The organism is Nonomuraea marmarensis (genome assembly GCF_043197025.1).
Classification (GTDB): domain Bacteria; phylum Actinomycetota; class Actinomycetes; order Streptosporangiales; family Streptosporangiaceae; genus Nonomuraea; species Nonomuraea marmarensis.
The window spans coordinates 82,415-106,601 of record NZ_JBICRM010000016.1; the positions used below are offsets into that span (position 1 = coordinate 82,415).

Genomic DNA, 24,187 nt, shown 5'->3' on the forward strand with positions numbered 1-24,187 from the left:
TGACAACCGGTGTGGCCTATGGAGTCGAGCGACAGACCATGATAATGATTATCATTGCGTAGATAGCGCGGCTTGTGCTGGTTTTGGCCGGTTTGTGCGTCGATCTGAAGGAGACCCATGCCCGAAGCGCCCCTCTCCTCTTCGCCTGTGTCCGTTGAGGACGTCACGGATCTCGTTGCGGAAGTACTTGGACTAGCGACCTCGGCGGTGGCCGCCGATACCGAGTTGACCCTCATGGGGCTGGAGTCGTTCACGGCCGTCCGGCTGCGCCGACGGCTGCGCGACCTGGGCTTGGACCTGCCGATGACGGCTTTCCTGGGAGCGGCGACGGTCCGGACCATCGCGGCGGGCATGGCCGACCCTGGGAAACCGGGGCTCGGTCTCACGGCCGTTGCCGAAGAGGAAGGGTTCCCGCTTACGCCACTGCAGACCGCCTACTGGATCGGCAGGGATCCGGCGTTCCCGCTGGGAGGCGTCGCGACGTTCTACTACCGGGAGTACGACCGCGAAACCGGTCCTGACGGCCCGGAGGCCGACCTGGCGCGGCTGACGGAAGCCTGGAACCGGCTGGTGCAGCGCCATCCCATGCTGCGGATGATCGTCGATCGGCGGGGACGGCAGCACATCCTCCCCCACGTCGATCCGTACGAGATCGCCGTCGAGGACCTGCGGAAGGCCGGCCCGGGCGAGGTGCAGGAGCGAGTCCGCCTGCTGCGGTACGAACGTTCCCACCAGGTGCGTCCCGCCGACAGGTGGCCGCTCTTCGATATCCGGGCGGCCTTTCTCCCGGACGGCCGCACCCGGATCTTCCTCGGGACCGACATCCTCTCCTTGGATCTGACGGGCTGGATGCAGGTCATGTCCGAATGGGGGCGGCTCGTCGCTGATCCGGACACCGCGTTGCCCCCCGTACCGACAACCTTCGCCGAGGTCGTTCGCCGCCGGCACACCGATCCTGACGAGGTGCGGCGCCGGGAACATGACCTGGAGTACTGGAGGGGGCGGGCCACGTCACTGCCGCCAGGACCGCGTCTGCCATGGGCCAAGGATCTGGCGCAGGTCCGTGCCCATCGGTTCACCCGCAGTTACGCCGAGCTGGACAGCGGGGAATGGCGAGCGCTAAGAGAACAGGCGGCGCGGCGCGGGCTGAGTCCAACCGGGGTGCTGCTGGCCGCGTTCCGGCTGGTGCTGGCCCGTTGGGGCGCCGACGAGGCGTTCTGCCTGAACACCACGCTGTTCGACCGCCCTGACGATCCTGAACTGACGCACGTGGTCGGCGACTTCACCACCACGGTACTCGTCGAGTTCGCGCAGGTAGACCTGCGGCACTGGAACGGATTCGAAGACTTCGCGGCCCAGGTCAACCGCCGCTTCTGGACTGACCTGGAGCACCGCGCCGTCTCCGGCATCGAGGTGATGCGTGAGGTCGCGACGCCTGCTGACCTCACCCCTAGCCATCCGGTGGTCTTCACCAGCGGCGTCGGTCTGACCGCACCAGGAGGTTCCCCCGCAGGCTGGCTCGGCGAAGAGATCTTCGGCGTCTCCCAAACTCCTCAGGTGGCCCTGGACCACATCGTCCACGATGAGGACGGCCGGCTGCGCATCTGCTGGGACGCGGTCGAAGGGGTGTTCGCCGACGGGCTCGTTGAGGGCATGCGAGACGCGCATCACAGGCTGCTACGCAGACTGGCCGCCGATCCCGACGCCTGGCACGATCCCGGGCTCGGCTGGGATCCGTCGTACTTGGCGGACGAACCGCTGAGCGTCCGCACAGATGCGGGGCCGCTCCTGACCGATCCGCTACGCGCCGCGGCCCACGCCATGCCGGCCAAGGAAGCCCTGCTGGCCACGGGCGGCGGCCTCACGCACGAGGAACTGGCCGGTCGGGCGGAACGGATCGGCTCCGCGCTGGCCGCCCTCGGCGTCGGCCCCGGAGACCTCATCGCCGTCGCCTTCCCCCAGAGCGTCGAACAGGTGGTCGCCCTGCTCGGCGTCTGCGCGAGCGGCGCGGGATACGTGCCGGTCGAACCGTCCTGGCCGGAAAGCCGGATCGCCTCCGTCTGCGAGCAGGCCGGCATTCACCACGCGCTGGTACCCGGAGACGGTGGGCCAGCCTGGCCCGGCACGGTGAGCGTGCACCGGCTGGCCGATCTGGAGAAGGAGGCACGGACGGCACCTGCCCGCCGGCCCGGTCCGGACGACCTCGCCTATGTGATCTTCACGTCCGGTTCGACCGGGCGGCCCAAGGGCGTGGCCATTGAGCATCGGGCCGCGCGCACGACGATCGACGCGATGATCGACAGGTTTCCCGTCGGCCCCGAGGACCGCGTTCTGGCGCTGTCGGCCTTCAGCTTCGACCTTTCCGTCCACGATGTCTTCGGGGTGATGGGCACCGGCGCCGCCCTCGTCCTCCCGGACGCCGCCCGCCAGCGGGACCCCGGCCACTGGCTCGACCTCATGGAACGTCACCGGGTGACGGTGTGGAACACCGCCCCGGCGCTGATGGAAATGCTCGTCGAGTACGCCGAGATCGACCCGGACCGGGCCCGCCGGGCGCTCGCGTCGCTCCGGCTGGTCTTCCTGTCGGGTGACTGGATCCCGGTCACGCTGCCCGATCGCATCCGTGCCATGGCGCCGGACGCCCAGGTGGTCAGCCTGGGCGGCGCCACGGAGGCGTCGATCTGGTCGATCTGCTACCCGATCGGTGAGGTGTCTCCCTCCTGGGCGAGCATCCCGTACGGCCGGGCGCTACCCGGCCAGTGCTTCCACATCCTGGACGATCAGGGGCGCCCGTGCCCCATCGGACGGCCCGGCGAGTTGCGCATCGGCGGAGACGGGCTGGCCCGCGGTTACATCGGTGACGAACGGCAGACAACAGAGCGCTTCGTCACCGATCCGGTCCTGCGACGCCGCCTGTACCGCACGGGTGACCTGGGACGCTGGCGCTCCGACGGCACCATCGAGTTCATGGGCCGCATGGACCGCCAGGTCAAGATCCGCGGGCATCGGATCGAGCTCGGCGAGGTGGAGTCCGTGCTGCGCCGTATGCCGGGCGTCCAGCATTCGGTAGCGCTGTCGGTTCCGGGGCCGGACGGCCGGCCCCGGCTGGTGGCCTACGTGGTCGCGGCCGACCACGGACAACCGCCCGCCGACGAGGCCGTCATCGCCCATCTGCGCGAGCGCCTGCCCGACTACATGGTGCCGAGCCGGTTCGTGCCGATGGACGGGTTCCCCGTCACCAGCAACGGCAAGATCGACTACAAGGCGCTGCCGAACCCCTATCAACGGCCCGGCGATCCCGCCGATCAGCAACTGGTCGATGATGTGGCCGCTCCCCCGGCGCCCGAATCGGTGCCCGGTCCGAGAGCCTCTGAGGCGGACCTCGCCACGCTGATCCGGGAGGCGGCCGAGGATGGCTTGGAGATCACCGTGAGGATCGCCGCGGGGACACTGCCCCCAGCGCGGGCGATGGCCGCGGCCGGCTTCTGGGCCGAACGGCTACGCGCGGCCGCGGGCCTGACGCTGGGCGAGCGCCTGGCCGATGACGATGCCCTCATCGAGTTGCCCGCGATACCCTCCGGCCCCGCCGCCCAGGATCGCGAGCTTCCCACGCCGCAGGCCCCCGAGCCCATCGGGGATGAAGCGCAGGCTGGCACGCCAGGCCCGACACGGCCCGATGCCGAGGTCGAGCGGGTGGTGAGCCGGGTGCTGAGCGAGTTGCTCGGGGGCATGGAGGTCGATCCCACCTTGCCGTTCTTCCGGCTCGGGGCCACATCGCTGACCCTGGTGCGCGCTCACGCGACGCTGACCGAACTGCTCGATCCGAAGCTGACACTGCTCGACATGTTCAACCGTCCCACGATCCGGCAGCTCGCCGTGCACATCACCGAACGCCGGGAGGAAAGCGAGTCGCCGCCGACGCCCTCGGCGCCAGCCGTACCGGCCGGAACCGGTGCGGCGGAGCCGGTGGACACCGCCTCGCGACGGGCCCAGGCCAGGCGCCTGGCGCGGCTCAAGGCCGAGGCGGCCATCCGATGAACATTCATCACGACCTTATCGCCGTGACCGGTCTGGCCTGCCGTTTCCCCGGCGCGCCGGACGCTGATGCGCTGTGGCGGCTGCTGGTCGAAGAGCGTGAAGGGCTGACCCGGCTCACCGATGACGAGCTCGCCGAGCGCGGAGTGCCCCGCAAGCTGCGCGGCGACCCCGCCTACGTGCCGGTGGCCGGGCTGATCGAGGGCCAGGACCTGTTCGATCCTGAGCCGTTCGGGCTCACTGACGGGGAGGCCGCGCTGATGGACCCGCAGCAGCGGCTCTTCCTGGAGATCTGCTGGCGGGCATTGGAGCAGGCCGGGCACGGGGGCGGCCGTGGCGCCGGAGCGGTGGGGGTGTTCGCCGGAGCAGCGCAGAGTGCTTATCTGGCCGCGAATCTGACCGGGCGCTGGGATCCCACCGGCGGCGGCGCCGATCCCGGTGGCAGCCTCCAGACGGCCATCTCCACGCAGACCGACTACCTGCCCGCACAGGTGGCCTACCGGCTGGACCTGACCGGCCCGGCGGTCTCGGTCAACACCGCCTGCTCGACCTCGCTGGTCGCGGTGCACTTCGCGGTGCAGTCGCTGCTGTCGGGTGAGTGCGACACGGCACTGGCGGGAGGCGCCTCTCTGATCGTGCCGCAGGGCCGGGGATACCTATCCACCCCCGACGGCATCTACTCCGAAGACGGCAGGGTACGCCCGTTCTCCGCCCATGGCACCGGAATCGTCTACACCCAGGGCGTCGGCGCGGTCGTGCTGCGCCGGCTGCGCGACGCCCTGGACGATGGCGACCCGGTTCTCGCCGTGGTGCACGGATCGGCCGTCAACAACGACGGAGCGGGCAAGACCGGGCTGACCGCGCCGTCGGTGCGCGGGCAGGCCCGGGCTGTCGCAGAGGCTCTGGCGATCGCCGGGGCGGACCCCCGGCAGGTCGGCTACATCGAGGCGCACGGCACCGGCACCCGGCTGGGCGATCCGATCGAGGTCGCCGCGCTGCGTCAGGTGTTCGGCGACACCGGCCCAGCGTGGTGTGGGCTGGGTTCGGTCAAGAGCAATCTCGGCCATACCAACTCCGCAGCCGGGATCGCGTCGTTCATCAAGACGGTGCTGGCGATCCGGCATGGCGTGTTGCCCGCTTCGCTGCACGCCGAACCCGTCAACGATCTGCTCAGTCTGGCGGGGTCGCCGTTCGAGGTGGTAAACCGCACTCGCCGCTGGGACGGTCCGGAGCTGGCCGGGGTCAGCTCGTTCGGCATCGGCGGCACCAACGCCCACGTCGTCGCAGGACCCGCACCCGAGCGGCCCGCCCCGCCCGCCGATCGCCGGCCGCACCCGGTGGTGCTGTCGGCGCACACCCCCGAGGCGCTGGAGCAGACCGTGGCAGCCCTGACCGGCTGGGTCGAGGGGGCGCCCGCCGTACAGGTGGCGGACCTGGCCTACACGTTGCAGCAGGGCCGTCGCCACCAGACCCATCGGGTCAGTGTCATCGCCGATGACGCGGATGTGGCGGCGGCCCTACGCGAGGCCGCGCCGGTCGCAGCGCCCCCTGTACCACCCAGGCTCGTGTTCGCCTTTCCCGGCGGGGGCAGCGCCCGCGCGGGCATGGGCGCCACCCTCTACGACGCCGAGCCGGCGTTCGCCGCGTGCGTGGACGAGTGCGCTGAGCTGTTCGCCGCCCACCTGGGCCTTGACATCCGTGCGGTCGTCCGTGGTGACGAGGACCGGATCCGCGGGCCGGTGCCGGGGCTGCCCGCCCTGTTCTCGGTCTCCCTGGCCACGGCACGGCTGCTGGAGACCTGGGGTGTGCGCCCCGATCTGGTCGTCGGGCACAGCCTCGGCGAGTACACCGCGGTCGTGGTCGCCGGAGCGTTGCCGTTGCCGGACGCGGTACGGCTCGTCGCCGTCCGCTCCCTGGCCATGGCCCAAGCCGCCGGCGACGGCGCCATGTTGTCCGTGCCGCTCGGCGAGGCCGAGACCCGCGAGCTGCTGCGCGAGCATCCCGGCATCGATCTGGCGGCACTCAACGCTCCCGGTTCGTGCGTGGTCTCCGGCCCCGAGCCGGCCGTGGCGGCGCTGGAGAAGACGCTGATGCACGCCGGACACGAGCCGGCCCGGCTGCGGTTCGACGGAGCGGCGCACTCGCGGCTCGTCGAACCGGCCCTGCCCCGGCTGCGGGCCGCCGCGGCGGGGCTGGCCGCCGGGGTGCCGTCGCTGCCCGTGGTCAGCACGCTGACCGGGGAAGTGGTGACCACCGAGCTGGGTACGGCCGACCACTGGGTGCGGCAGCTTCGTGAGCCGGTGCGGTTCTCCCAGGGGCTCCGGACAGCCGTGGACAGGGCCGAGGGGGCACCGGTGGTGCTGGTCCACGTCGGGCCCGGCGGGGCACTGGCGGCTCTGGCCCGAGCCCACCGCCTGCCGGATCTGCGGGCCGCACTGACCACCCTGGCCACCGACCAGGACGACAACGATCTGCTGGCTCTTCGCGAGACAGTCGGACAGCTGTGGACGCACGGAGTGGAGCCGGACTTCGCGGGAATGCATCACCGGCGGCAGCGGGTCGCGTTGCCCGGCCAGGCGTTCCAGCGTCGGCGGCTGTGGATCGATCCGCCGGAGGAGCCCGCGCGGCCCGTCACGGGGACGCGGGAGCCCGACGAGGATGAACCGTTGCAGATTCCCGTCTGGACTCAGGTCCCGCCGCTCGATCCGGTGGCTGGGCTGGAGGGCCTCTGGGCAGTTACCGGTGATGACGAGGACACGATCGCCACGGTGGTCGAGTCGTTGTCGGCCGCCGGCGCGGAGGCGATTCCCGCGGCCCGGGCAGGTGAACATCCCGACGCCGAGTGGACGGGCGTGGTGATGCTGGCCGGGCAGTGGGGTGCCCGCCGCGCCGACCCTGAGGCCGTGAGCGAAGGCGTGCTGGCGCACGCGCGGCTCGCCGAGACCTTCTTCACCGGGGAGCGGTCCGCCCGGCTGCTCCTCCAGGTCACCCGGGGAGCCCAGCGGGTGACCGGCATCGAACGTTCCGATCCCGCCGCCGCGGCGCTGCACGCGCTGCCCAGGGTCATCGCCCAGGAGCAGCCAGGTGTGCGCTGGCGGGTGCTGGACGTGGACGAGCACACTGACCTGGCCGAGGCGGTGCCCGCCGAGCTGGCCGACCTCCTCGCCACCGCGGCCTCCGGCGCGGAGCCGGCCCTGCGCGGCGCAAACCGCTGGCTGCGGGGAATCGTCCCATGGCGGCCCCGGCATGCCCCGGACACCTCCGGTTCCGCCGGCGTCCCGACGGCACTGATCATCGGAGGACTCGGTGATGTCGGCCTCACCACCGCCGCCCATCTCGCCCGCAAGGGGTTGCGCGTGGTGGTCACCTCCCGGACCGGGCCGCCCGCCGGCGATGACGCCGATCCGGCCGCCCGGGACCGGGCCGCGTCACTGCGCAGGCTTGCCGAGGAGGGATTGCCCATCGAGGTCAGGCGGCTGGACGCCGCCGATCCCGAAGGCACCGCCGCGCTCCTTGAGGAGCTATCGGCCCAAGGACCGCTCGCCCTGGTCGTGCACGCGGCCGGGGTCGTGGCGACTGCCGGCCTGCGTCCCCTGCGCGGGGTCGGACCCGGCGAGGTCGCCGGGCACGTGCACGCCAAGATCGCCGGTGCGCTCGCGTTGCGCGAGGCGGTCGACCGGCTGCCGGCCGACCGCAGGCCCCGCGACGTGGTGCTGATGTCCTCGGCGGGCACCCTTGTCGGCGGCATCGGCATGGGGCCGTACTGCGCGGCCAACCGCTACCTGGACGCCCTCGCCGAAGGAGCGGGATCCGGCGCCAGATGGGTCAGCGTGGTGTGGGACGCGTGGAAGGTCGGCCCCGCCGGTACCGAGCGGACGGTACGGCTGGCGTTCGCACTTGGGGCACAGACCGGGATGGCGGCGCTGGACCGGGTCCTGGCCGGCCGGCGCCGCCCCCGCCCGCCGGTGGTCGCCGTGTCGACCACCGACCTGCGCGAACGCGTCGCCCAGGCTGCCTACGTCCCGCCCGTGCGGCAGGCCGCCGATCCCGGCCAGGAGAACGTGCTCACCCCCGCTGAGCGGGCGGTGGCCGAGCTGTGGTCGGAGTTGCTGGGCGTGCCGGTGACCTCGGCCGACGCCGACTTCTTCGCCCTCGGCGGGCATTCCCTGCTGGCCACCCGCATTCTCGCCCTGCTGCGCGGTTCCCACGGGGTGCACCTGCGGCTGCGGGACCTGATCGCCCACCCCACGGTCGGTGCGCTCGCCAGTCTGCTGACCGCCCGGGAGCCGGGCCGGCCCGCCGTGACGGGACCGCCGGCCGCCGTTGAAGACCTCGGGACACGACGCGACGACCCGGCGGATTCAGCTGACGGCACCTTCTCCATGACCCGCGTCCAGCATGCCTACTGGGTCGGGCGTGAGGGCGGCTACGCACTGGGCGACATCGCCTGCCAGTTCTACCTCGAATACCACTGCCCCGACCTGGACCTGGCCCGGTACGAGCATGCCTGGCGGAAGGTGATCGCCAGGCATCCGATGTTGCGCGCGATCGTCACCCGCCAAGGGCGCCTCAAGGTGCTCGACCACGTGCCTCCGTACCGGATCCGGATGCATGACCTGACCGGGTCCGGCGAGGCGGCCCTGGCCGACCGGCTGACGCGGCTGCGGGAGCGGATCTCCCGTGACCCCGGCCCGTCCGACCGCTGGCCGCTGGTGCAGATCCAGGTCGCCCGGCTGCCTGGGGGGCGGGTGCGGCTGTTCATCGGCGTTGACGTGCTGATCTGTGACGCCGGCAGCTACTGGATCATCGACCGGGAGGTCCGCCACTACTACGAGCACCCCGATACCCCGTTGCCCGAGCCCGCCATCGACTTCGCGGCCTGCGTGCGCGCTCTGGAGCAGACCCGGCAGGGCGCCGAATGGCGGCGCGCCGCCGGCTACTGGCGGGAACGGCTGGACACGCTGCCCGGCCCTCCGCCGCTGCCGGTCGCCGTACCCGACGGCGCCCCGCGTTTCGTCCGCCGCACCGCGCGGCTGACGACCGAACAGTGGCGCGCGCTGAAACAGGAGGCGGCCCGGCAGAAGGTCACCCCCACCGCCGTCCTGCTGACCGCCTATGCGGAGACGCTGGCGGACTGGTCGGGAAGCGAGCACTTCGCGGTCACACTCACCCTGTTCGACCGTCCGCCGATCCACCCCGACGTCGAGAAGGTCGTCGGCGACTTCACCTCGCTGCTCCTGCACGAAGTGGACCGGCGCGAGCCCGGGACGTTCGCCGAGCAGGTACGGCGGGCGCAGCGCCGGCTGTTCGCCGACCTGGACCACCGCACCTACTCGGCGCTTGACCTCCTCGCCGAACGCGCCTCGGGGCAGGGACGCGCCGAGTCCGTGCCCGTGGTGTTCACCAGCGCTCTCGGCCTGGAGGACCTCGTCGGCGGCCGGCCCGATCTGCAGTGGGTGGGTGAACAGGTCCACGCCCTCAGCCAGACCCCGCAGACGTGGCTGGACCACCAGGTGCTGGTGCAGCGTGAGGAACTGCTGGTGCAGTGGGATGCCGTCGCCGGGCTGCTGCCCGACGCCGAGGTGGATGAAATGTTCGCCAGGTACGCGGCCCGGCTGCGCCGCCTGGCCACCGAGCCCTCGGCGTGGGACGAGCCTCCCGCTGCCGTGTCCGGCGGCCATGACGACATCCTCGTGCCGATGCGGGAGGGGACGGAAGAGCGGACGCTGTTCCTGATCCACCCGTCCGGCGGTGACGTCCTGTGCTATGCCGAGCTGTCCCGGCTGCTGGATGAGCGGTTCGCGATCGTCGCGCTGACCGACCCCGGCCTGGCCGGCTCGTCCGCCCCGGACGACCTGCGGGGCCTGGCCCGCCGCTACCGAGAGGCGATCCGGCGGCACCGCCCGCGCGGTCCCTATCTGCTCGGCGGGTGGTCGATGGGCGGGAGCCTCGGCCAGGAGGTGGCGTGTCAGCTCCATGAAGACGGCGCCGCGGTCGGGCTGCTGCTGATGTTCGATTCCAACGACCCGACCTACATCACGCCGCTGCCAGGCGATGAGCTGGCCGAGGCGACCGTACGGCAGCTCGGCGCGTTCGAGGCGTACCTGGGCCTCGACCTGGGCGTCGGCACCCGCGCGGACCGTGAGGCGCTGCTCGCGATGCCCGCCGAGCAGCGGTGGGAGGCGGTCGCGGCGCGGCTTCGGGAGCACCGGCTGCTGGGCCGGGGCGAGGACCCGCGGGAACGGGTCGCCGTCTTCGCCCGCCACCTGCGTGGCCTGGGCGCCCACACGCCCCGGCGGCTGGCCGACGAGACCGCCGCCACCGTGCTGGTCCGGGCCGAACGGCGGGCCGTGCGCAACTCCGGCGTGGGCATGGGCGTGGACGACACTCCGCCGGACCTTCCCGACCTGGGCTGGGGCCGCCATCTGGCCGGCCCGCTGGAGGTCCACGGGCTGGACACCGACCACTACGGCGTGCTGCGCCCGCCCGCCGTCACCTCGCTCGCCGAACTGATCAATCGGGTTCTCGCCCGGTACTGACCCGACCAGAACAAGAAACGGAAAACCCTTGATGACCTCCCTGCCTACCCGCTTCGGTGCCCTCGTCCTCGGCCTGGCCCTGGTGACGGCCGGATGCGGCGGCGACAGCGGCGGCTCCGCGACGGCACCGGCCGTTCAGACGCTGCGGTACGTCGCGGTCGGTGCTCCCGCCACCGCGATCTACGACCCGCACGGCGGTATCGGCAACCAGTCCGACCTGACCCGCTTCGCCCTGATGTACGACGTCCTGGCAACATACGCGCCGGATGGCAACATAAAGCCGCGGTTGGCCACCTCCTTCGCACCCGATGCCAAGCTCACCACCTGGACGATCCGGCTGCGCGAGGGCGTGACCTTCACCGACGGCAAGCCCGTACGGGCGGCGGACGTGCTGTTCTCGCTGCGCCGTATCGCCGACAAGGCCGCCGAGAACTTCGGCCGGCTGCAGATGTTCGACATGGACGCCGCCCGCATGGTGAACGACCACACCCTCGAACTCGTCACCGTCAAGCCCTACGCGGAGGTGCCGCAGGCGCTGGCATCGTTCACGTTCGTGATCCCCGAGGGCACCACCGCCTTCGACCGCCCGGTGGTCGGCTCGGGCCCGTACCGGATGACCGGCGGCAACGCCCAGCACGCCGTGCTCGAACGCAACGACCGGTGGTGGGGCGACCGGCCGCCGACGCCGCGGATAGAGCTCATGGCCGTGCCCGATCCGCAGGCCCGCGCCCAGGCGGTGATCTCCGGTCAGGCTGATGTGGCGAGCAGCGTCAATCCGGCCACAGTGCGGCAGGTCTCCGGTAACCCGAACCTGAAGGTCGTGCATCGCCCCGCCGTCACCATGTACCCGTTCGTCATGCGGCTGGACCGCGAACCGTTCGACGATCCCCGCGTGCGGGAAGCGATCAAACTCGCGACCGACCGCCAGGAACTGCTGGACAAGGTATTCCTCGGGTACGGGAAGATCGGCAACGACCTGCTGACCCCAGCCGACCCCTCCAGCCCGGCCGGCGTGCCGCAGCGGACGAGGGATCTCGCCCGCGCCAAGGAGCTGCTCAAGCAGGCGGGGCACGCCGACGGGTTGACACTGGAGTTGGCCACCACCGCTTCGTATCCGGGGATGGACACCGCGGCGACCCTGTTCGCAGCGCAGCTCGGCCAGGCCGGTATCACCGTGCGGGTGACCAACCAGCCGCCGGACACCTACTGGACGAAGGTGTTCGCACAAAGCGACTTCTATACCGGCTTCTTCGGCGGCATCCCGTTCACCGATGTCGCCCGTGTCTCCCTGCTCAGTAACTCCCCCACCAACGAGACCGCGTGGCAGCGTCCGAGCTGGGATGCCGCCTACGACCAGGCAATGGCGACCAAGGACGACGAGCGGCGGCGCCAGTCCCTCGGAAAGCTCCAGCGCGACCTGCGTGAGGAGGGCGGGTACGTGGTGTGGGGCGTCGGCGACGGGCTGGACCTCGCCTCGACGCGCGTCTCCGGCCTGCCTGATGGACCCGGGTTCGACGTGGCCTTCATCGAGCAGGTCCGGCTGGACGGGTGATGACGCGTGTCGTCGGCGTGGCGGTCTCGCGGGCGCTGGTCCTGCTCGTCGCGGTGTCGGTGCTGGTGTTCGGTGCGACGGAACTGCTGCCCTCGGACGCGGCCCAGAGCCGTACCGGGGGCGGAGCCACCGCCGAACAGCTCGAACAGGTGCGGGAAGGGCTCGGGCTGCATCGCCCCGCCTGGCAGCGCTATCTGTCATGGCTGGCAGGGCTGTGCCGTGGTGAGGCGGGCACCTCGCTCGTCACCGACCGGCCGGTGGCGGAGGTGGTCGCCGAGAGGCTACCCGCGACGCTCACCCTGGCCGGCTGTGCGCTGGCGGTGGCCGTTCCGTTGACGCTGCTGCTGGCCTGGCTGGTCGGCACGGCCTCACCACGATGGCGCAGGCCGTTCTCGGCCATGGTGACGGGGATGGCCGCGGTCCCGCAGGTGGTGTTCGCCACCGGTCTGATCGTCCTGTTCGCCGTGGTGCTGGGCTGGCTGCCGCCAGTGTCGCTGCTGCCCGCCGAGGGCGCGTCGCTGTTCGACCTTGAGCGGCTGGTGCTGCCGTCACTGGCGCTGGCGGTCCCGGCAGCCGCGTTCGGGGCGGGGCTGCTCGGCGGGGCGGTCGCCGACACCGTGCGCCGGCCGCACGTACGGGACGCGGCGGCGCGCGGGCTGCCGCGCCACCAAGTGGCCTTCCGGCACGTGGCGCCCTTTTTGCTGGCTCCCGCAGTTCGGGTACTCGCCCTGACGGCGGGCGCCCTGATCGCCGCGACGGCCGTGATCGAGATGATGTTCGGCTACGCCGGGCTGGGGGAGCTGCTGGTCAGCTCGATCGGCACGCGCGACGCCCCCGTGGTGCAGGCCGTGGCGATGCTCACTGCCGTGGTCGTGCTCGCCGGGTCGGCCGTCGCCGACGCGCTCGGCGCGCTGACCGACCCCGACCGGGGATACGCCCGTGCACCGGCGTAGCTGGGCGGCCGCGGTGCTGGCGGCGGTGACCGTGGCCGCGGCGGTGTGCGGCGGTGCGCTCACCCCGCACGATCCGGCCGCGTCGATCGGCATGCCGTGGGCGCCGCCCGGTGCGCAGTGGCCGCTCGGCACCGATGTGGCCGGGCGCGACGTGCTGTCCCGGCTCCTGGCGGGTGGTCGCGAGCTCACGCCGACCGCGCTGGCCGCGACCGTGACGGCCGGGCTCGCAGGCGTGGCGGGCGGACTGGCCGCCGGATGGGCGGGCGGCCGGACCGGGCGGTGGCTGACGGCGCTGGCCGACCTGTTCCTGGCCGCGCCGTTCATGCTGACGGCGCTGGTGCTCGCCGTCGCCCTGCCCGCGCCCGCTGCCGTGATCGCGGGCACGGTGTGCGGCGGAGCCCCGTTGGGGCTGCGGATGGTGCGCGACCTGGTACGGCACGCCCGCCGCACAGGTTACGCCGAGGCGGCCCGCTGCCGGGGCGAGACGGCCGTCGCGATCCTCGGGCGCGAGATCCTGCCGTCGGTGGCAGGGCTCGCGTCGGCCGACGTGGTGCTGCGTTTCGTGCTGGCATTACAGCTCGCTGCCGCCTTCGGCATGCTCGGTCTGGGCCCGCAGCCTCCCGCGCCGGACTGGGGATCGATGCTCCGGGAGAACCTGGCGGGCGTGGCCCTCAATCCCGCGGCGCTGCTGGCCCCGGCCGCCGCGCTCACCGTACTCGCCCTGGTGGCCATGCTGCTGTCGACTGCGCTCACCGCCCCCTCCCCGCCCAGCGAAACCGCCGCCGACCGGCCGGGCCGCAGCACCGGGCCCGCCATCGCGAAGACCGGCAGGGATGCCGTGCTGGAGGTGGCGGGGCTCACCGTCACCGACGACCGCGGACGGCTGATCGTCACGGGGGGTGCCCTGCGCGCCGAACCCGGAGATGTCATCGCGATCGTGGGCCCTTCCGGCAGCGGCAAGACCACGATGGTACGGGCGGCGCTCGACATCCTCGGACCCGGGCTGCGCAGGACGGATGGCGTCGTCACCTGGCGCGGGAGCCCGGTGCGCCCGGGGCGGGACGCGCGACGGTGGCGGATGGCGCACGTCGGCGTGCTCGACCAGGATCCGGCCGGATCCCTGAACCCGCTGCTCGGAGTCGGCATCCTGGTCGGTGAAGGCCGTCATCGCACACCGGCCGGGGTGCGGGCCATGCTGACGGCGCTCGGCCTGGACGCCGACCGGCTGTGGCACCGCCGGCCCCACCGGTTGTCGGGCGGCCAGGCCCAGCGGGTGGCGCTCGCCCGCGCCCTGCTCGGCGAACCGAGCCTGCTGGTGCTGGACGAGCCCACCAGCGGGCTCGACCCAGGCGCGCTCGACCTGGTCGTCCAGGCGATCGAACGCCGCCGGGGCGACGGCCGGTCGGTGACCCTGGTGATCTCCCACGACGAGGAGTTCGTGGCCCGCATCGCCGACCGGGTCCTGACGATCCGGGCGCCGGATGCCGCGGCCCTCGACGCCGCTCCCAGGGCCGCGCATCCGGATCGGGGTGAACGGCCCGCCCAAGGGCAGCCCGTGCTCCGTGCTCGGGAGCTGCGACTCACCCAAGGGAGCGAGACGTTGCTGGCCGGCACCGGGCTGACCCTGTGGCCGGGCGAGCTGGTGGCGGTTCTCGGGCCGTCCGGTGCCGGTAAGAGCACGCTCCTGCGTGCACTGACCGGCCTGCTGTGTCCGGAAGCGGGCGACCTGTGGTTGCGCGGGCTTCCCCTCGCGTGGCCGCTGGACCGACGGCCACGCGAGGCACTACGGGACGTACAACTCGTCGGCCAGGACCCGGCCGGAGCGCTCAATCCCGCCCACCGCGTGAGAACGGCCCTCGCCCGGCCGGCACGTGTCCTGGGCGGGCTTTCCCGAGTCCGGGCGCACGCCGAGGTGCCCCGGTTACTCCGGCAGGTCGGGCTCGACCCCGCCCTGGCCGCCCGCAGACCCGGTGAGCTGTCCGGCGGACAGCGTCAGCGGGTGGCGCTCGCCCGGGCGCTGGCCGCCGGCCCCGCCGTACTACTCGCCGACGAGATCACCTCTGCCCTGGACGGCGTCACCGCGGCCGGACTGCTGCGACTGCTGGAACGCCTGCGGGCCGACGGCATGGCCGTGCTGCTGGTCACTCATGACCGCAGGGTCGCGGCCCGCGCCGATCGAGTGCTCCACGTGGCCGGCCACCGGCTGTCCCAAGATCCCATCGGAACGGAGAACCACACCCGTGCACCCTGATCCAGCCCCAGCATCCGCGCTGGCCGAGGCGGCCGAAGCACTGACCGCCCACCCCTGGATCGGCGACGCCGAACCGGGCCCTGACGGTTCCCTGCGCATCTGTCCCGCCCCGTCCGCGCTGACCGTACAGCCCACCGGCGGCCTCGTCACCGAGTACCTGGAGCACTGGGGCGAGGTCTATGACTGGACCTACACGCAGGCGGACGTCCAGCACGCCGCGGACCTGGACCTGTCCGGATGGCGCGCGTCCGACACGGGCCGCCCGCTGCCGGTCGCGCACATGCGCGAGTGGATCGAGCACACCATCGATCTGGTGCGCAGCACCGGTCCGCGATGGATCCTGGAGCTCGGCTGCGGTACTGGGCTGCTGATGCACCGGCTGCTCGATCACGTCGACGGATACGTGGGCACCGACGTCGCGGCCTCCGCCGTCACCGCCCTCCGCGCCCGCGCTCGTCCTGGGACTGCCATCGTGCACGCGGCGGCGCACGAGGCGACGGCTCCCGCGGTCCGCGCCGCCCTCGGCGAGGTCGGTGCGCCCGACGGCCGCCCCGACTGCGTGTTGCTGAACTCCGTCACCCAGTGCTTCCCCGGTGTGGACTACCTGCGGGCCGTGCTGGGCGACGCGATCGGGCTGGTCGCGCCCGGTGGCTCGGTGATCGTCGGTGATGTCCGCGACTCCAGGCTGCTGGACGTCTACGCGCTGTGGGTGGAGCGGGCCGCCGACCTCGCGGCTGCCGACGCCGAGCTCGCGAAGCGTGCCAAAGACCGGGCCACGCGTGACGAGGAGTTGCTGTTCGACCCGCTGCTGCTGGCCCGGCTGGCCGCCGGAATCGCCTACGAGAGCGGGCGGACGGTCCGGATGAGCGTACATCCCAAGACCATGACGGACGACACCGAGCTCACCCGCTACCGCTTCGACGCGGTGCTGCGTGTGGACGCCGAGCCGCCGCCCGCGCCGGAGAAGGTCGCCTGGACGTCCCTTCCCGGCGACGACCGCCTGGGCGCGCTGAAGGCCCTGCTGTCCGGTGAGCCGGTGCACGTCCACGGCATACCCAACGCCATCCTCGCGCCCGATCGCCAGGGGGCCGTGGCGCCCTCCCGCCTGCGTGCCGTCCTCGGCCGCCGGGCCGCCGTGGTGGCCGATCCCGGCGACCCGGGAACGCTCGGCGTGGTCAGCCCGGCGGATGCGGCGGCGGGACCGGTGGCCGGGATCGGAGCCGGAGGCGGGACGGTGCACGACCCGTTCGCCGCCTTCGCCCGCCGCAGGCTTCAGGAGATCTCCCGCGCCGTCCTACGCCGTTCGCCACTGTCAAGTGTTGACATCCCCATACTGGTGGATCTGCCCGATACCAGCGCCACGGCCTGCGACGGCGCAGAAGTACGGCGACGCGCCGCTGAGCGGGCGGCCGAGGCGGTCGCGGACGTGGAGGCCGCGCGGCTGCCGGGATTCCTGGACCGGCTGGACCAGGCGGCGCTGCTGGCGATGGCGTGCACGTTGCGTCCGGCCGGGTTGATCCGGGGCAGGGCCACGGCCGACGAGATAGCGGGCACGCTGGGGGTGGCCGAGCGGCACCGGTGGATCCTGCGCCGCTGGCTCGAAGCGCTCACGCGGGAAGGGTTGCTGGCCCGTGACACGGAGGGCCGCTTCCATGGGTTGCGGAAAGTGCGCAGGGACGAGGTCGTCGCGGCCGGCCGGGGCATGGAGGCCGACGGCGCCGAGATCGGCTATCCGGCGGAGACGACCAGGTTCCTGCTGGCGGCCATGAACCGGTTGCCCGAACTGCTGCACGACGAAGTGCCGTTGCAGGCGCTGCTGTTCGCCGGCGACGACACCGGCACGGCCGACGGCGCGTACCGGGAGAACACCGTCAACCGGTATCTCAACGCCGCCGCCGGGGAGACGCTGCGGTGGGCGGCCGAACAGGGTGGAGGCCGGTTGCGGGTGCTTGAGCTGGGCGCCGGGGTCGGCGGCACGACCGTGGACGCGCTGCGGGCGCTGACCGGCCAGGACATCGACTACCTTTTCACCGACGTGTCCCGCTACTTCCTGTCGCTGGGGCATGAGCGCTTCGGGGACCGTCCGGGGGTCCGCTTCGCCTTGTTCGATGTCAACGCCGATCCGGCCACCCAGGGCGTACCGCCTGGATCCCAGGACGTGCTGCTGTCGGCGAACGTGTTGCACAACGCCCGCCACGCGCAGGACGTGGTCGCTGGGCTCAGCGGGTTGCTGGCGCCGGGCGGGCTGTTCGTCTTCGTGGAGACTTGCCGGGAGATGCCCGCCATCTTGACGTCGATGCAGTTCCTCATGTCGCCACGGGTCGATGAACCCCGGCTGGAACCCGGCGATCCGAGGAACGCCGGCGACCGGGTGTTCCTCACCCGGGATGAATGGCTGGCCGTGCTGACAGGCGCCGGTTTGCGCCCGTCGTTCACCCTGCCAGGCGAGGATCACCCCCTCGCCGCCACCGGGCTGCACCTGTTCGTGGCCCGCAGGGATTGAGCCGGGTGGCCGGAGTGCCGCCGGGCACTCCGGCCACCCGCCTGGTCAGGACGGGACCAGGCCGAGGTCGGAGCGGAACAGGTCGCCGTCCATCCACACCGCGGCGCGTACCCCGTCGGCGGTGCCGAGCGAGACCAGAGTGGGAGCGTCCGGGACGGCCGGCAGCTTGGCGGTGTCCCCGGCCGCCGCCACGCCCGGCACCGTGGTCTCCTGCAACTCGTTCACCCGGACGGTGCCGTCGTCGTTGAGCCGGCAGCCCAGCTCGGCGGCGAGCGCGGAGTGCTGCCGGGTGGGCGCCCGGTGATAGATGTCCTGGCGGGCCAGCGTGCTGCCGTCGGCGAAGTGCAGTTCCAGGGCACCCGGCTCGCCGGCCACCCGGGTGATCGGGATGTCGATCACCCGGACCCCCTTTTCGTCAAGCTTGGCGGCGATCACGGCGGGCAGCTCCAGCGGGCCGTGCGTGCACAGCACGACATCGGTACTGAACCGGTCGGCGACGTACAGCGCGAGCGAGGTCTCCGCCGGCTTCTGGGTGATCACGGCGAGGGACCTGTCGCGCGTTTCCCAGCCGTGGCAGAAGGGGCAGTGGTAGACGCCGCGCCCGAAACGCTCCCTCAGCCCGTCGATCGGGTACGGCTCGTCCACCTGCCCGGTGGCCAGCACCAGCCGGCGGGCCCGCTCGATCACACCGCCGTCGAACTCGACCTCGAAGTCATCCTTCTTGCCTCGTGCCGACAGCACGGCGCCTTGCCGGATCTCCACGGAAGGATAGGCGGCCAACTCCGACCGGCCCAGCTCCAGCAGCCGCGCGGGTGGGAACCCGTCCCGGCTCAGGTACATGTGCATCTCGTCGGCCGGGGCGTTGCGCGCCCTGCCCCCGTCGACCAGCAGCACCCGCCGGCGCTGCCGTCCGAAGACCAGCGCGGCGCTCAGCCCCGCGGGGCCACCACCCACCACGATCACGTCGTACTTCATCGCATGCTCTTTTCATCCGTCAGGGTGATCACGGTCGCCTCCGTCATCTATGGGCCTTTCACTACAGAGGTGGCAAGCGGGCGTCAGCGGATCTCGGCTTCCGTCACCAGCGGATCAGCGGACAGCCGGGCGAACACGCCGGCCGCGTCCAAGCACTCGGCGGCCGATCGGGCGCCCGGCTTGACCCGGCCGCTCAGCACCTCGCTGGTGGCGATGGCCGCGACGACACCGCTCAGCGCATAGGAATCCGGCGTGCGCAGGAGCAGCCGGCGCGGACCGTCCGGCGTCGCCGTGTCCCGCCCGGGAGCGGGCACGGCCTGGAAGAGCAGCGTGTAGTAGGGGCCGGTGGCGGCGATGTCGGCCTCGGCCGCCGCCACGACGGCGGGGACGTGGTATTCGATCGGCCCATCGTCCGCCCAAGCCATGGCCAGCGCTCGCTGGATGGCGTCGGTGACGTAAACGGTGTAGTTGCGCAGCTCTCTGACATTCAGCTCGGTGGCGAGCCGGGCCGACTCGGCCGACAGGAACGGCCACGCGTGCACCCGCCCGCGGAAACCGGGCAGCGTCACGTCGCGCAGCGGGGCCAGGGCACCCGGCACGATTCGACCGTTCCGCCAAGCCGCCAACGCGGTGCCGAAGCGCGGACCACGGGTGAGCAGCGCGTCCACGGCCGACAGTTCGCTGATGCGGGCGGCACCGCCCACGTAGCTGTCCAGCCGTGCCAGGGGCCTGGTGGCCAGCAGGCGGGGCAGCAACCCCGACAGCCCCGGCATCAGGCCGGCCGAGAACACCGCCGCCCGCTCGCCCAGCTCCGGCGGCGCAGCCGACTCCAGGGCGTCAATGGCCGCCAGATCCCCGGCCGCGTCGACGTAGTCGGCCCCGGCCGCCACCGCAACCCGTGCCACGGTGTCGAGCACCTGGTAGGACGGCCCAGCACAGTTGACCACGACCTGGCACCCGGTGCAGAATTCGCGCAGTTCGCGGGGATCGTACAGATCCAGGCGCACGGGCACAGCCACCCCCGGCGTCGCCCGGCAAACGGCCGTCACCCGGTCCAGGTCGCGCCCGCCGATGCGCAGCTCGCCAAGTCCGTAGCGGGCCAGCCGATCCACGACGACCCGGCCCACGGTCCCCGTGCCACCGAGGATGCCGATCGTTGTCATCGCCGTGCATCCTGCAGGCGCGCCCGAACCGCCACCGCCACCCCCGCCACCGTGGGAGCGTTGAGGAACTCGCGGACACTGGGCGCACCGCCCACGTCCTTGGCCAGACGGGCCAGCGCGCGGACCACCAGCAGCGAGTCGCCGCCGAGGGCGAAGAAGCCGGCGGCCCGGTCGAGCACCGGAACACCCAGGATCTCCTCCCAGAGCGTGCAGATTCGCTGTTCGAGTTCGTCGACCGGCGGCCCGTCTTCGTGGGCGGCGTCGTGTTCCGGCAGCCGGTCCAGCGACAGGCCGGTCCTACCTTCCGGAGCCGCGCCGCCGGGCAGGTCGACGATCTGGTCCCACCCCGGCCCATCGGCCAGCGTCTCGACCAGCGTCAGCAGATCGGCGAAGGCGGCGTCCACCTGCTCGGTGTGGAACAGCTCCGCCACCAGCGAGAAGACGAGCACCAACTCGTCGCGCAGCTCGTAGAAGCGAGCCTCCAGCGCCACCTGCGGGGTGCGCAGCTGATGGTGGAAGTCGTCGAAGTCCAGATCGCCCAGCGGACCGGCGGATTCGGCCTGCGCGCCGATCGCCGCGTCCATGCCGAGGGTGCTCTGGAAGACCACCGGCGCGACGGGCCGGATGGTCCCACGCCGGCGGGCCAGCTCCCGTGACGCCTCCACGCCTGAGACCAGGTTGTGCGCCGCGTGCTCGGTGAAGGTCCGCTGCACCTCCCCCGCCAGATCGGCGAACGTACGGCCCTGCGCCAGCTCCACCGGAAGCAGCATCGTGGTCGCGAACGCGCCGATGACGCGATGGATGTCGGGGTGCAACGGCAGCCGGTTGAGTTGCAGAGAATTGAGCAGCATCCGCCGATGCCCGGCCCACCGAGCGAGCACCACGCCGAACGCGGTCAGCATGGCGGCCGACGGCGTGACCTCCCGAGAGGCGCAACGGTCCCGAAGGGCCGCCCAGCGGTCCGCCGCCAGCCGGTTCTCCCGGGTTTCCATGGTGGTGGCTCGCACGTCGCGGGGATCGGCGCGGAGTGGCAGCGCGGGCGGGCTCGGCACGTCGCCGAGTCGCGACCACCACCAGTCCCGGTCCGCGGCGTACGGCTCGCTGTCACGCAGTCGGCCCAAAGAGGTCACGTAGTCGCCGAAGTCCACGTCCAGCGGTGCCAGAACGGCGTTCCAGTCGGCGGCCAAGGTGAGCAGTTCGCGGTTGAGGAGCGTCGCCGACCAGCCGTCCATGATGAGCAGGCTCTCGCCCGTGTGCAACCGCCCGCGCCCATCAGGAAGGAGGCTGAGCCGGATGTCCAGCCCCGGCCCGTCGAGCGGGTTCGGCCCGGTGGTGCGCATCTCATGCCGGACGGCCAGCAGATGCGCCTCCACCTCCGGACGGTCTGCGTCGCGGAGGTCGTACACGCGGGGCCGGGGGATCGCACTGGGCGCGTCGGGAGCGAGGACATACTGCTCTCCCTGCGGCGTGATCCGGGCGCGCAACATCGGCTGGTGCAATGCCAGCCGCGCCAGCGCGTCCTCCAACGCCTCCGCGGCCTCGTCCCCATCCAGGCCGACAAGCCCGAAATCGGCGTAGAAGTGTGCCGACTCGTACGACAGCTCCCAGCCGTCGTGCTGCCCCACGAAGTACCCCTGCTGAAGCGGCATCAGCGGGAACGGCGCCGACGGGTCAGGACGGTGCTCGATCTCCACCGGCAGTGCGCGTGCCGATCCGTTCCCGGCGGTTCGACGTCGCCTGACCGCGTCCGCGAGCTGGGCCAAGGTGATCTCCACCGTCACGTCTGACAGCGCCAGCTCCACCGCCATCCGCTTGCGGACCATGGCCGACATGCGCACGGTTAGGACCGAGTCACCACCCAGCCGCAGGAAACTGGCGTCGGCCGGAATTGCGCCGGGGTCCAGGTCGAGCAACTCACCCCAAATCCGACTCAGCTCAGTCTCGACCGAGGGGGCGCCATGGGGACTTCGGGACAAGGACATCGGCATCTCCGATCAAACTGGCTTCATGGACAGGCACGGAGCAGGCTCCGTACGGCTCTCTTCAGCTCTGTGGTGTGAGCCGAACCGGCTCCGAGTCCGCCGGAGGTGAACAGGTTCATCGGTGTGTCCTCGGCGGTAGGTCGGAGGGCGCCCTGTTCAACTGATCACGTACATGCCGGGGCCGGCAGCCTGCACCTTGAGTCCCCGCCCGCCGAGCTCCGCCACCATCCGCTCCTCGCTGAGCAGCCACCAGGCATAGCTCACCTTCACCTCGTCGACGAGTTCGTCGTCCTGGTGCGTGCGGTACGTCATGTGCCAGGTGAGCTGCTCGGGCCCCGCCGGTTCCGCGCGGGCGAGTCCCTCGTACCTGCGCCTGCCGATCCGCACGTCGCCGCCCCGGAACTCCGGAACCGCCGCGGCCTCCGTTGGCGGCTGCAGGTTCACCACCGCCCGGCCGCCCGGAACCAGCCGCTCGACGAGCAGGTCCCACAGGGCCGCCCGCTCGGCCGGATCGAAGTGGCCGATCACGTTCATCGCCACCACCGCGCCGAGCCGGGCGGGCAGGCGTGCCTGGAGCAAGCCCTCCGGCAACACCGTCACGCGTTCGCGCAACCCGGGGGTGTCGTGCACGCGCGCCAGCAGGACTGAGCGGAGCCCAGGTGACGGCTCGACGGCCAGCACCTCAACGCCGGGCACCGCTTCGGCGATCACCCGCGTGCCATGGCCGCCGCCGGCGCCGACGTCCACCACGGGCCCGGGCACGCCGTGGAGCGCGCGGGCGAGCGGCGGCCCGAGCTCCGGCCAGTGCGGCGCCAGCAGGAGGTCCAAGAACTCCGCGGAACGCTCGTATTGATCGATCACACCAGACCCACTAAATTGATAATCGTTTCCAAATGAGGACATTAGGGATGCTGTGCGGCGATCGTCAAGCCTGATCGGACAGTTGGTGCCGACCTGGGTGGCCTCCACCGAATCGTTCGGCGATGTGGCGGCCCCGCTCTACCCCGTTCATCGATTCCTCCTGAGGTTCGTCGCGAAGGCGGCAAGAAAGATCAGGCCGCAGACCAGAGCGACGGTGGCCGCGGTCGCGAGCCGGTAGTGCAGAGACAGGGCGAGGCCGACGGCTCCGGCCGCCGCGCCGAGCAGGGCGGCGAGCACCATGGCAGGCAGGAGGCGGCGAGTCCACAGCAGCGCGGCGCCGGCCGGCCCGGCCAGCAGGGCGAGCGGCAGCATCGAGCCGACCGCCGGCACGGCGGTCACGACCACCACGCCGAGCAGCGCCAGCGGCACGGCGTCGAGCCGGCGCGCCGGATAGCCGAGCGCCTGCGCGCCGATGGGGTCGAAGGCAGAGAGCCGGAGCTCCTTGGCCAGCGATGCCAGCGTGGTCACGACCACGAGGCCGACGGCGGCGAACACCGCAATGTCGGAGGTGGTGACGGTCAGCGGCGAGCCGACCAGCGCGGCGGCGAGGTCGACCCGGAAACCGTCCGAGGCGGAGGCCAGGATGCCTGCCGTGGCGAGTGCACCGCTGACGATCACTCCGGTGACCGCGGGATTTCCCATCCATGCGGCGGTCCGGCGCAAGGTGATGGCTCCACCGGCCGCGGCCACCGCGGTGGCGGCTCCGAACCGGATGTCCACGGCAGCGAGGCTGGCCGCGACGGCACCCGGGAGCATCACGTGCGAGAGCATGTCGGCGGTGTAGGCCAGGCGGCGCAGCACCACGTGCACGCCGAGCGCGCCGCAGACGGCGCCGACCAGGATGAGCTCCACCAGACCCCGCCAGGCGAAGGCGCTCACGGCGCCGCCACGCAGGTCGCGCAGACACCGTAGACCTCTTCGGCCATGAATCCTCCCATGTCGTCGTCCTCCCGCCGCTCCACCACCAGGCCACAGATCCGGCAGACGAGATGGTGGTGCCGCGCCGGGCCGCACAACCGGTAGGTGGCCTCACCCGCTTGGGAGAAGACGTGCACCAACTCGGCTTCGACGAGCGAGGACATCGCCCGGTACACCGTGGTGAGGCCGATGTGCTCCCCTCGCGCCAGCAGCTCGGCATGCAGCTCCTGGACGGTGATCGGCCGCGCGTGCCGAGCCAGCGCGTCCAGCACTCGCGCCCGCTGCCGGGTCATCCTGATGCCCGCCTCGCCGAGAGCAGCGATCCACTGCGATTCCATGATCACCTCCATGCTTCGCTTGACAATGGTTTTCATTTTCTACATGGTTGAGGCCGC

The 24,187-nt window shown here is 72.0% G+C and carries 12 protein-coding genes; 6 read left to right on the forward strand and 6 right to left on the reverse strand.

Annotation, left to right across the window (positions count from 1 at the left end):
* Positions 1–117 precede the first annotated feature (117 nt).
* From ACFLIM_RS25755 to ACFLIM_RS25780, 6 genes are read left to right on the forward strand one after another with little or no spacing between them, the layout of a single operon-like run.
* Complete coding sequence (locus ACFLIM_RS25755; protein WP_393169606.1) at positions 118–4,038, forward strand: non-ribosomal peptide synthetase; 3,921 nt, start codon at positions 118–120, stop codon at positions 4,036–4,038.
* Entirely contained in the window at positions 4,035–10,574 is a 6,540-nt protein-coding gene (locus ACFLIM_RS25760) for an SDR family NAD(P)-dependent oxidoreductase (protein ID WP_393169608.1), read from the forward strand. Before ACFLIM_RS25755 ends, ACFLIM_RS25760 begins: the two co-directional genes overlap by 4 nt.
* Positions 10,575–10,605: 31 nt before the next feature.
* The gene (locus ACFLIM_RS25765) at positions 10,606–12,126 is read left to right on the forward strand and encodes an ABC transporter substrate-binding protein (protein WP_393169610.1); all 1,521 of its coding nucleotides are present in this window, start codon (positions 10,606–10,608) and stop codon (positions 12,124–12,126) included.
* Positions 12,126–13,079, forward strand: a complete 954-nt coding sequence (locus tag ACFLIM_RS25770; RefSeq protein WP_393169612.1) for an ABC transporter permease — start codon at positions 12,126–12,128, stop codon at positions 13,077–13,079. The genes ACFLIM_RS25765 and ACFLIM_RS25770 overlap by 1 nt, the downstream gene beginning before the upstream one ends.
* The gene (locus ACFLIM_RS25775) at positions 13,066–15,330 is read left to right on the forward strand and encodes an ATP-binding cassette domain-containing protein (protein WP_393169614.1); all 2,265 of its coding nucleotides are present in this window, start codon (positions 13,066–13,068) and stop codon (positions 15,328–15,330) included. Before ACFLIM_RS25770 ends, ACFLIM_RS25775 begins: the two co-directional genes overlap by 14 nt.
* Positions 15,320–17,833, forward strand: coding sequence for a methyltransferase (locus ACFLIM_RS25780; protein ID WP_393169616.1), 2,514 nt, complete (start codon positions 15,320–15,322; stop codon positions 17,831–17,833). Before ACFLIM_RS25775 ends, ACFLIM_RS25780 begins: the two co-directional genes overlap by 11 nt.
* A 45-nt stretch (positions 17,834–17,878) precedes the next feature.
* On the opposite strand, the gene ACFLIM_RS25785 is transcribed toward ACFLIM_RS25780, so the two are convergent.
* The 6 genes from ACFLIM_RS25785 to ACFLIM_RS25810 all read right to left on the reverse strand — a co-directional run bounded on the left by ACFLIM_RS25785 (position 17,879) and on the right by ACFLIM_RS25810 (position 24,166).
* Positions 17,879–18,808: an NAD(P)/FAD-dependent oxidoreductase gene (locus ACFLIM_RS25785; protein ID WP_393169618.1), complete on the reverse strand. Its 930-nt coding sequence runs from the start codon at positions 18,806–18,808 to the stop codon at positions 17,879–17,881.
* Positions 18,809–18,891: 83 nt separating this feature from the next.
* The gene (locus tag ACFLIM_RS25790) at positions 18,892–19,971 is read right to left on the reverse strand and encodes a saccharopine dehydrogenase NADP-binding domain-containing protein (RefSeq protein ID WP_393169620.1); all 1,080 of its coding nucleotides are present in this window, start codon (positions 19,969–19,971) and stop codon (positions 18,892–18,894) included.
* The gene (locus ACFLIM_RS25795; protein WP_393169622.1) at positions 19,968–21,959 is read right to left on the reverse strand and encodes a phosphopantetheine-binding protein; all 1,992 of its coding nucleotides are present in this window, start codon (positions 21,957–21,959) and stop codon (positions 19,968–19,970) included. Before ACFLIM_RS25795 ends, ACFLIM_RS25790 begins: the two co-directional genes overlap by 4 nt.
* A gap of 150 nt (positions 21,960–22,109) precedes the next feature.
* Positions 22,110–22,814 (reverse strand): class I SAM-dependent methyltransferase, encoded by a 705-nt coding sequence (locus ACFLIM_RS25800; protein WP_393169624.1) that lies wholly within the window; start codon positions 22,812–22,814, stop codon positions 22,110–22,112.
* Positions 22,815–22,961: 147 nt separating this feature from the next.
* Positions 22,962–23,753 (reverse strand): metal ABC transporter permease, encoded by a 792-nt coding sequence (locus ACFLIM_RS25805; protein WP_393169626.1) that lies wholly within the window; start codon positions 23,751–23,753, stop codon positions 22,962–22,964.
* The gene (locus ACFLIM_RS25810; RefSeq protein ID WP_393169628.1) at positions 23,750–24,166 is read right to left on the reverse strand and encodes a Fur family transcriptional regulator; all 417 of its coding nucleotides are present in this window, start codon (positions 24,164–24,166) and stop codon (positions 23,750–23,752) included. The genes ACFLIM_RS25805 and ACFLIM_RS25810 overlap by 4 nt, the downstream gene beginning before the upstream one ends.
* Between the last annotated feature and the right edge of the window lie 21 nt (positions 24,167–24,187).

Coding starts and splice junctions, on each gene's coding strand:
- ACFLIM_RS25785 (WP_393169618.1), bottom strand. CDS start 18,808: ATGAAGTACGACGTGATCGTGGTGGGTGGTGGCCCCGCGGGGCTGAGC.
- ACFLIM_RS25765 (WP_393169610.1), top strand. CDS start 10,606: ATGACCTCCCTGCCTACCCGCTTCGGTGCCCTCGTCCTCGGCCTGGCC.
- ACFLIM_RS25770 (WP_393169612.1), top strand. CDS start 12,126: ATGACGCGTGTCGTCGGCGTGGCGGTCTCGCGGGCGCTGGTCCTGCTC.
- ACFLIM_RS25760 (WP_393169608.1), top strand. CDS start 4,035: ATGAACATTCATCACGACCTTATCGCCGTGACCGGTCTGGCCTGCCGT.
- ACFLIM_RS25755 (WP_393169606.1), top strand. CDS start 118: ATGCCCGAAGCGCCCCTCTCCTCTTCGCCTGTGTCCGTTGAGGACGTC.
- ACFLIM_RS25790 (WP_393169620.1), bottom strand. CDS start 19,971: ATGACAACGATCGGCATCCTCGGTGGCACGGGGACCGTGGGCCGGGTC.
- ACFLIM_RS25795 (WP_393169622.1), bottom strand. CDS start 21,959: ATGCCGATGTCCTTGTCCCGAAGTCCCCATGGCGCCCCCTCGGTCGAG.
- ACFLIM_RS25810 (WP_393169628.1), bottom strand. CDS start 24,166: ATGAAAACCATTGTCAAGCGAAGCATGGAGGTGATCATGGAATCGCAG.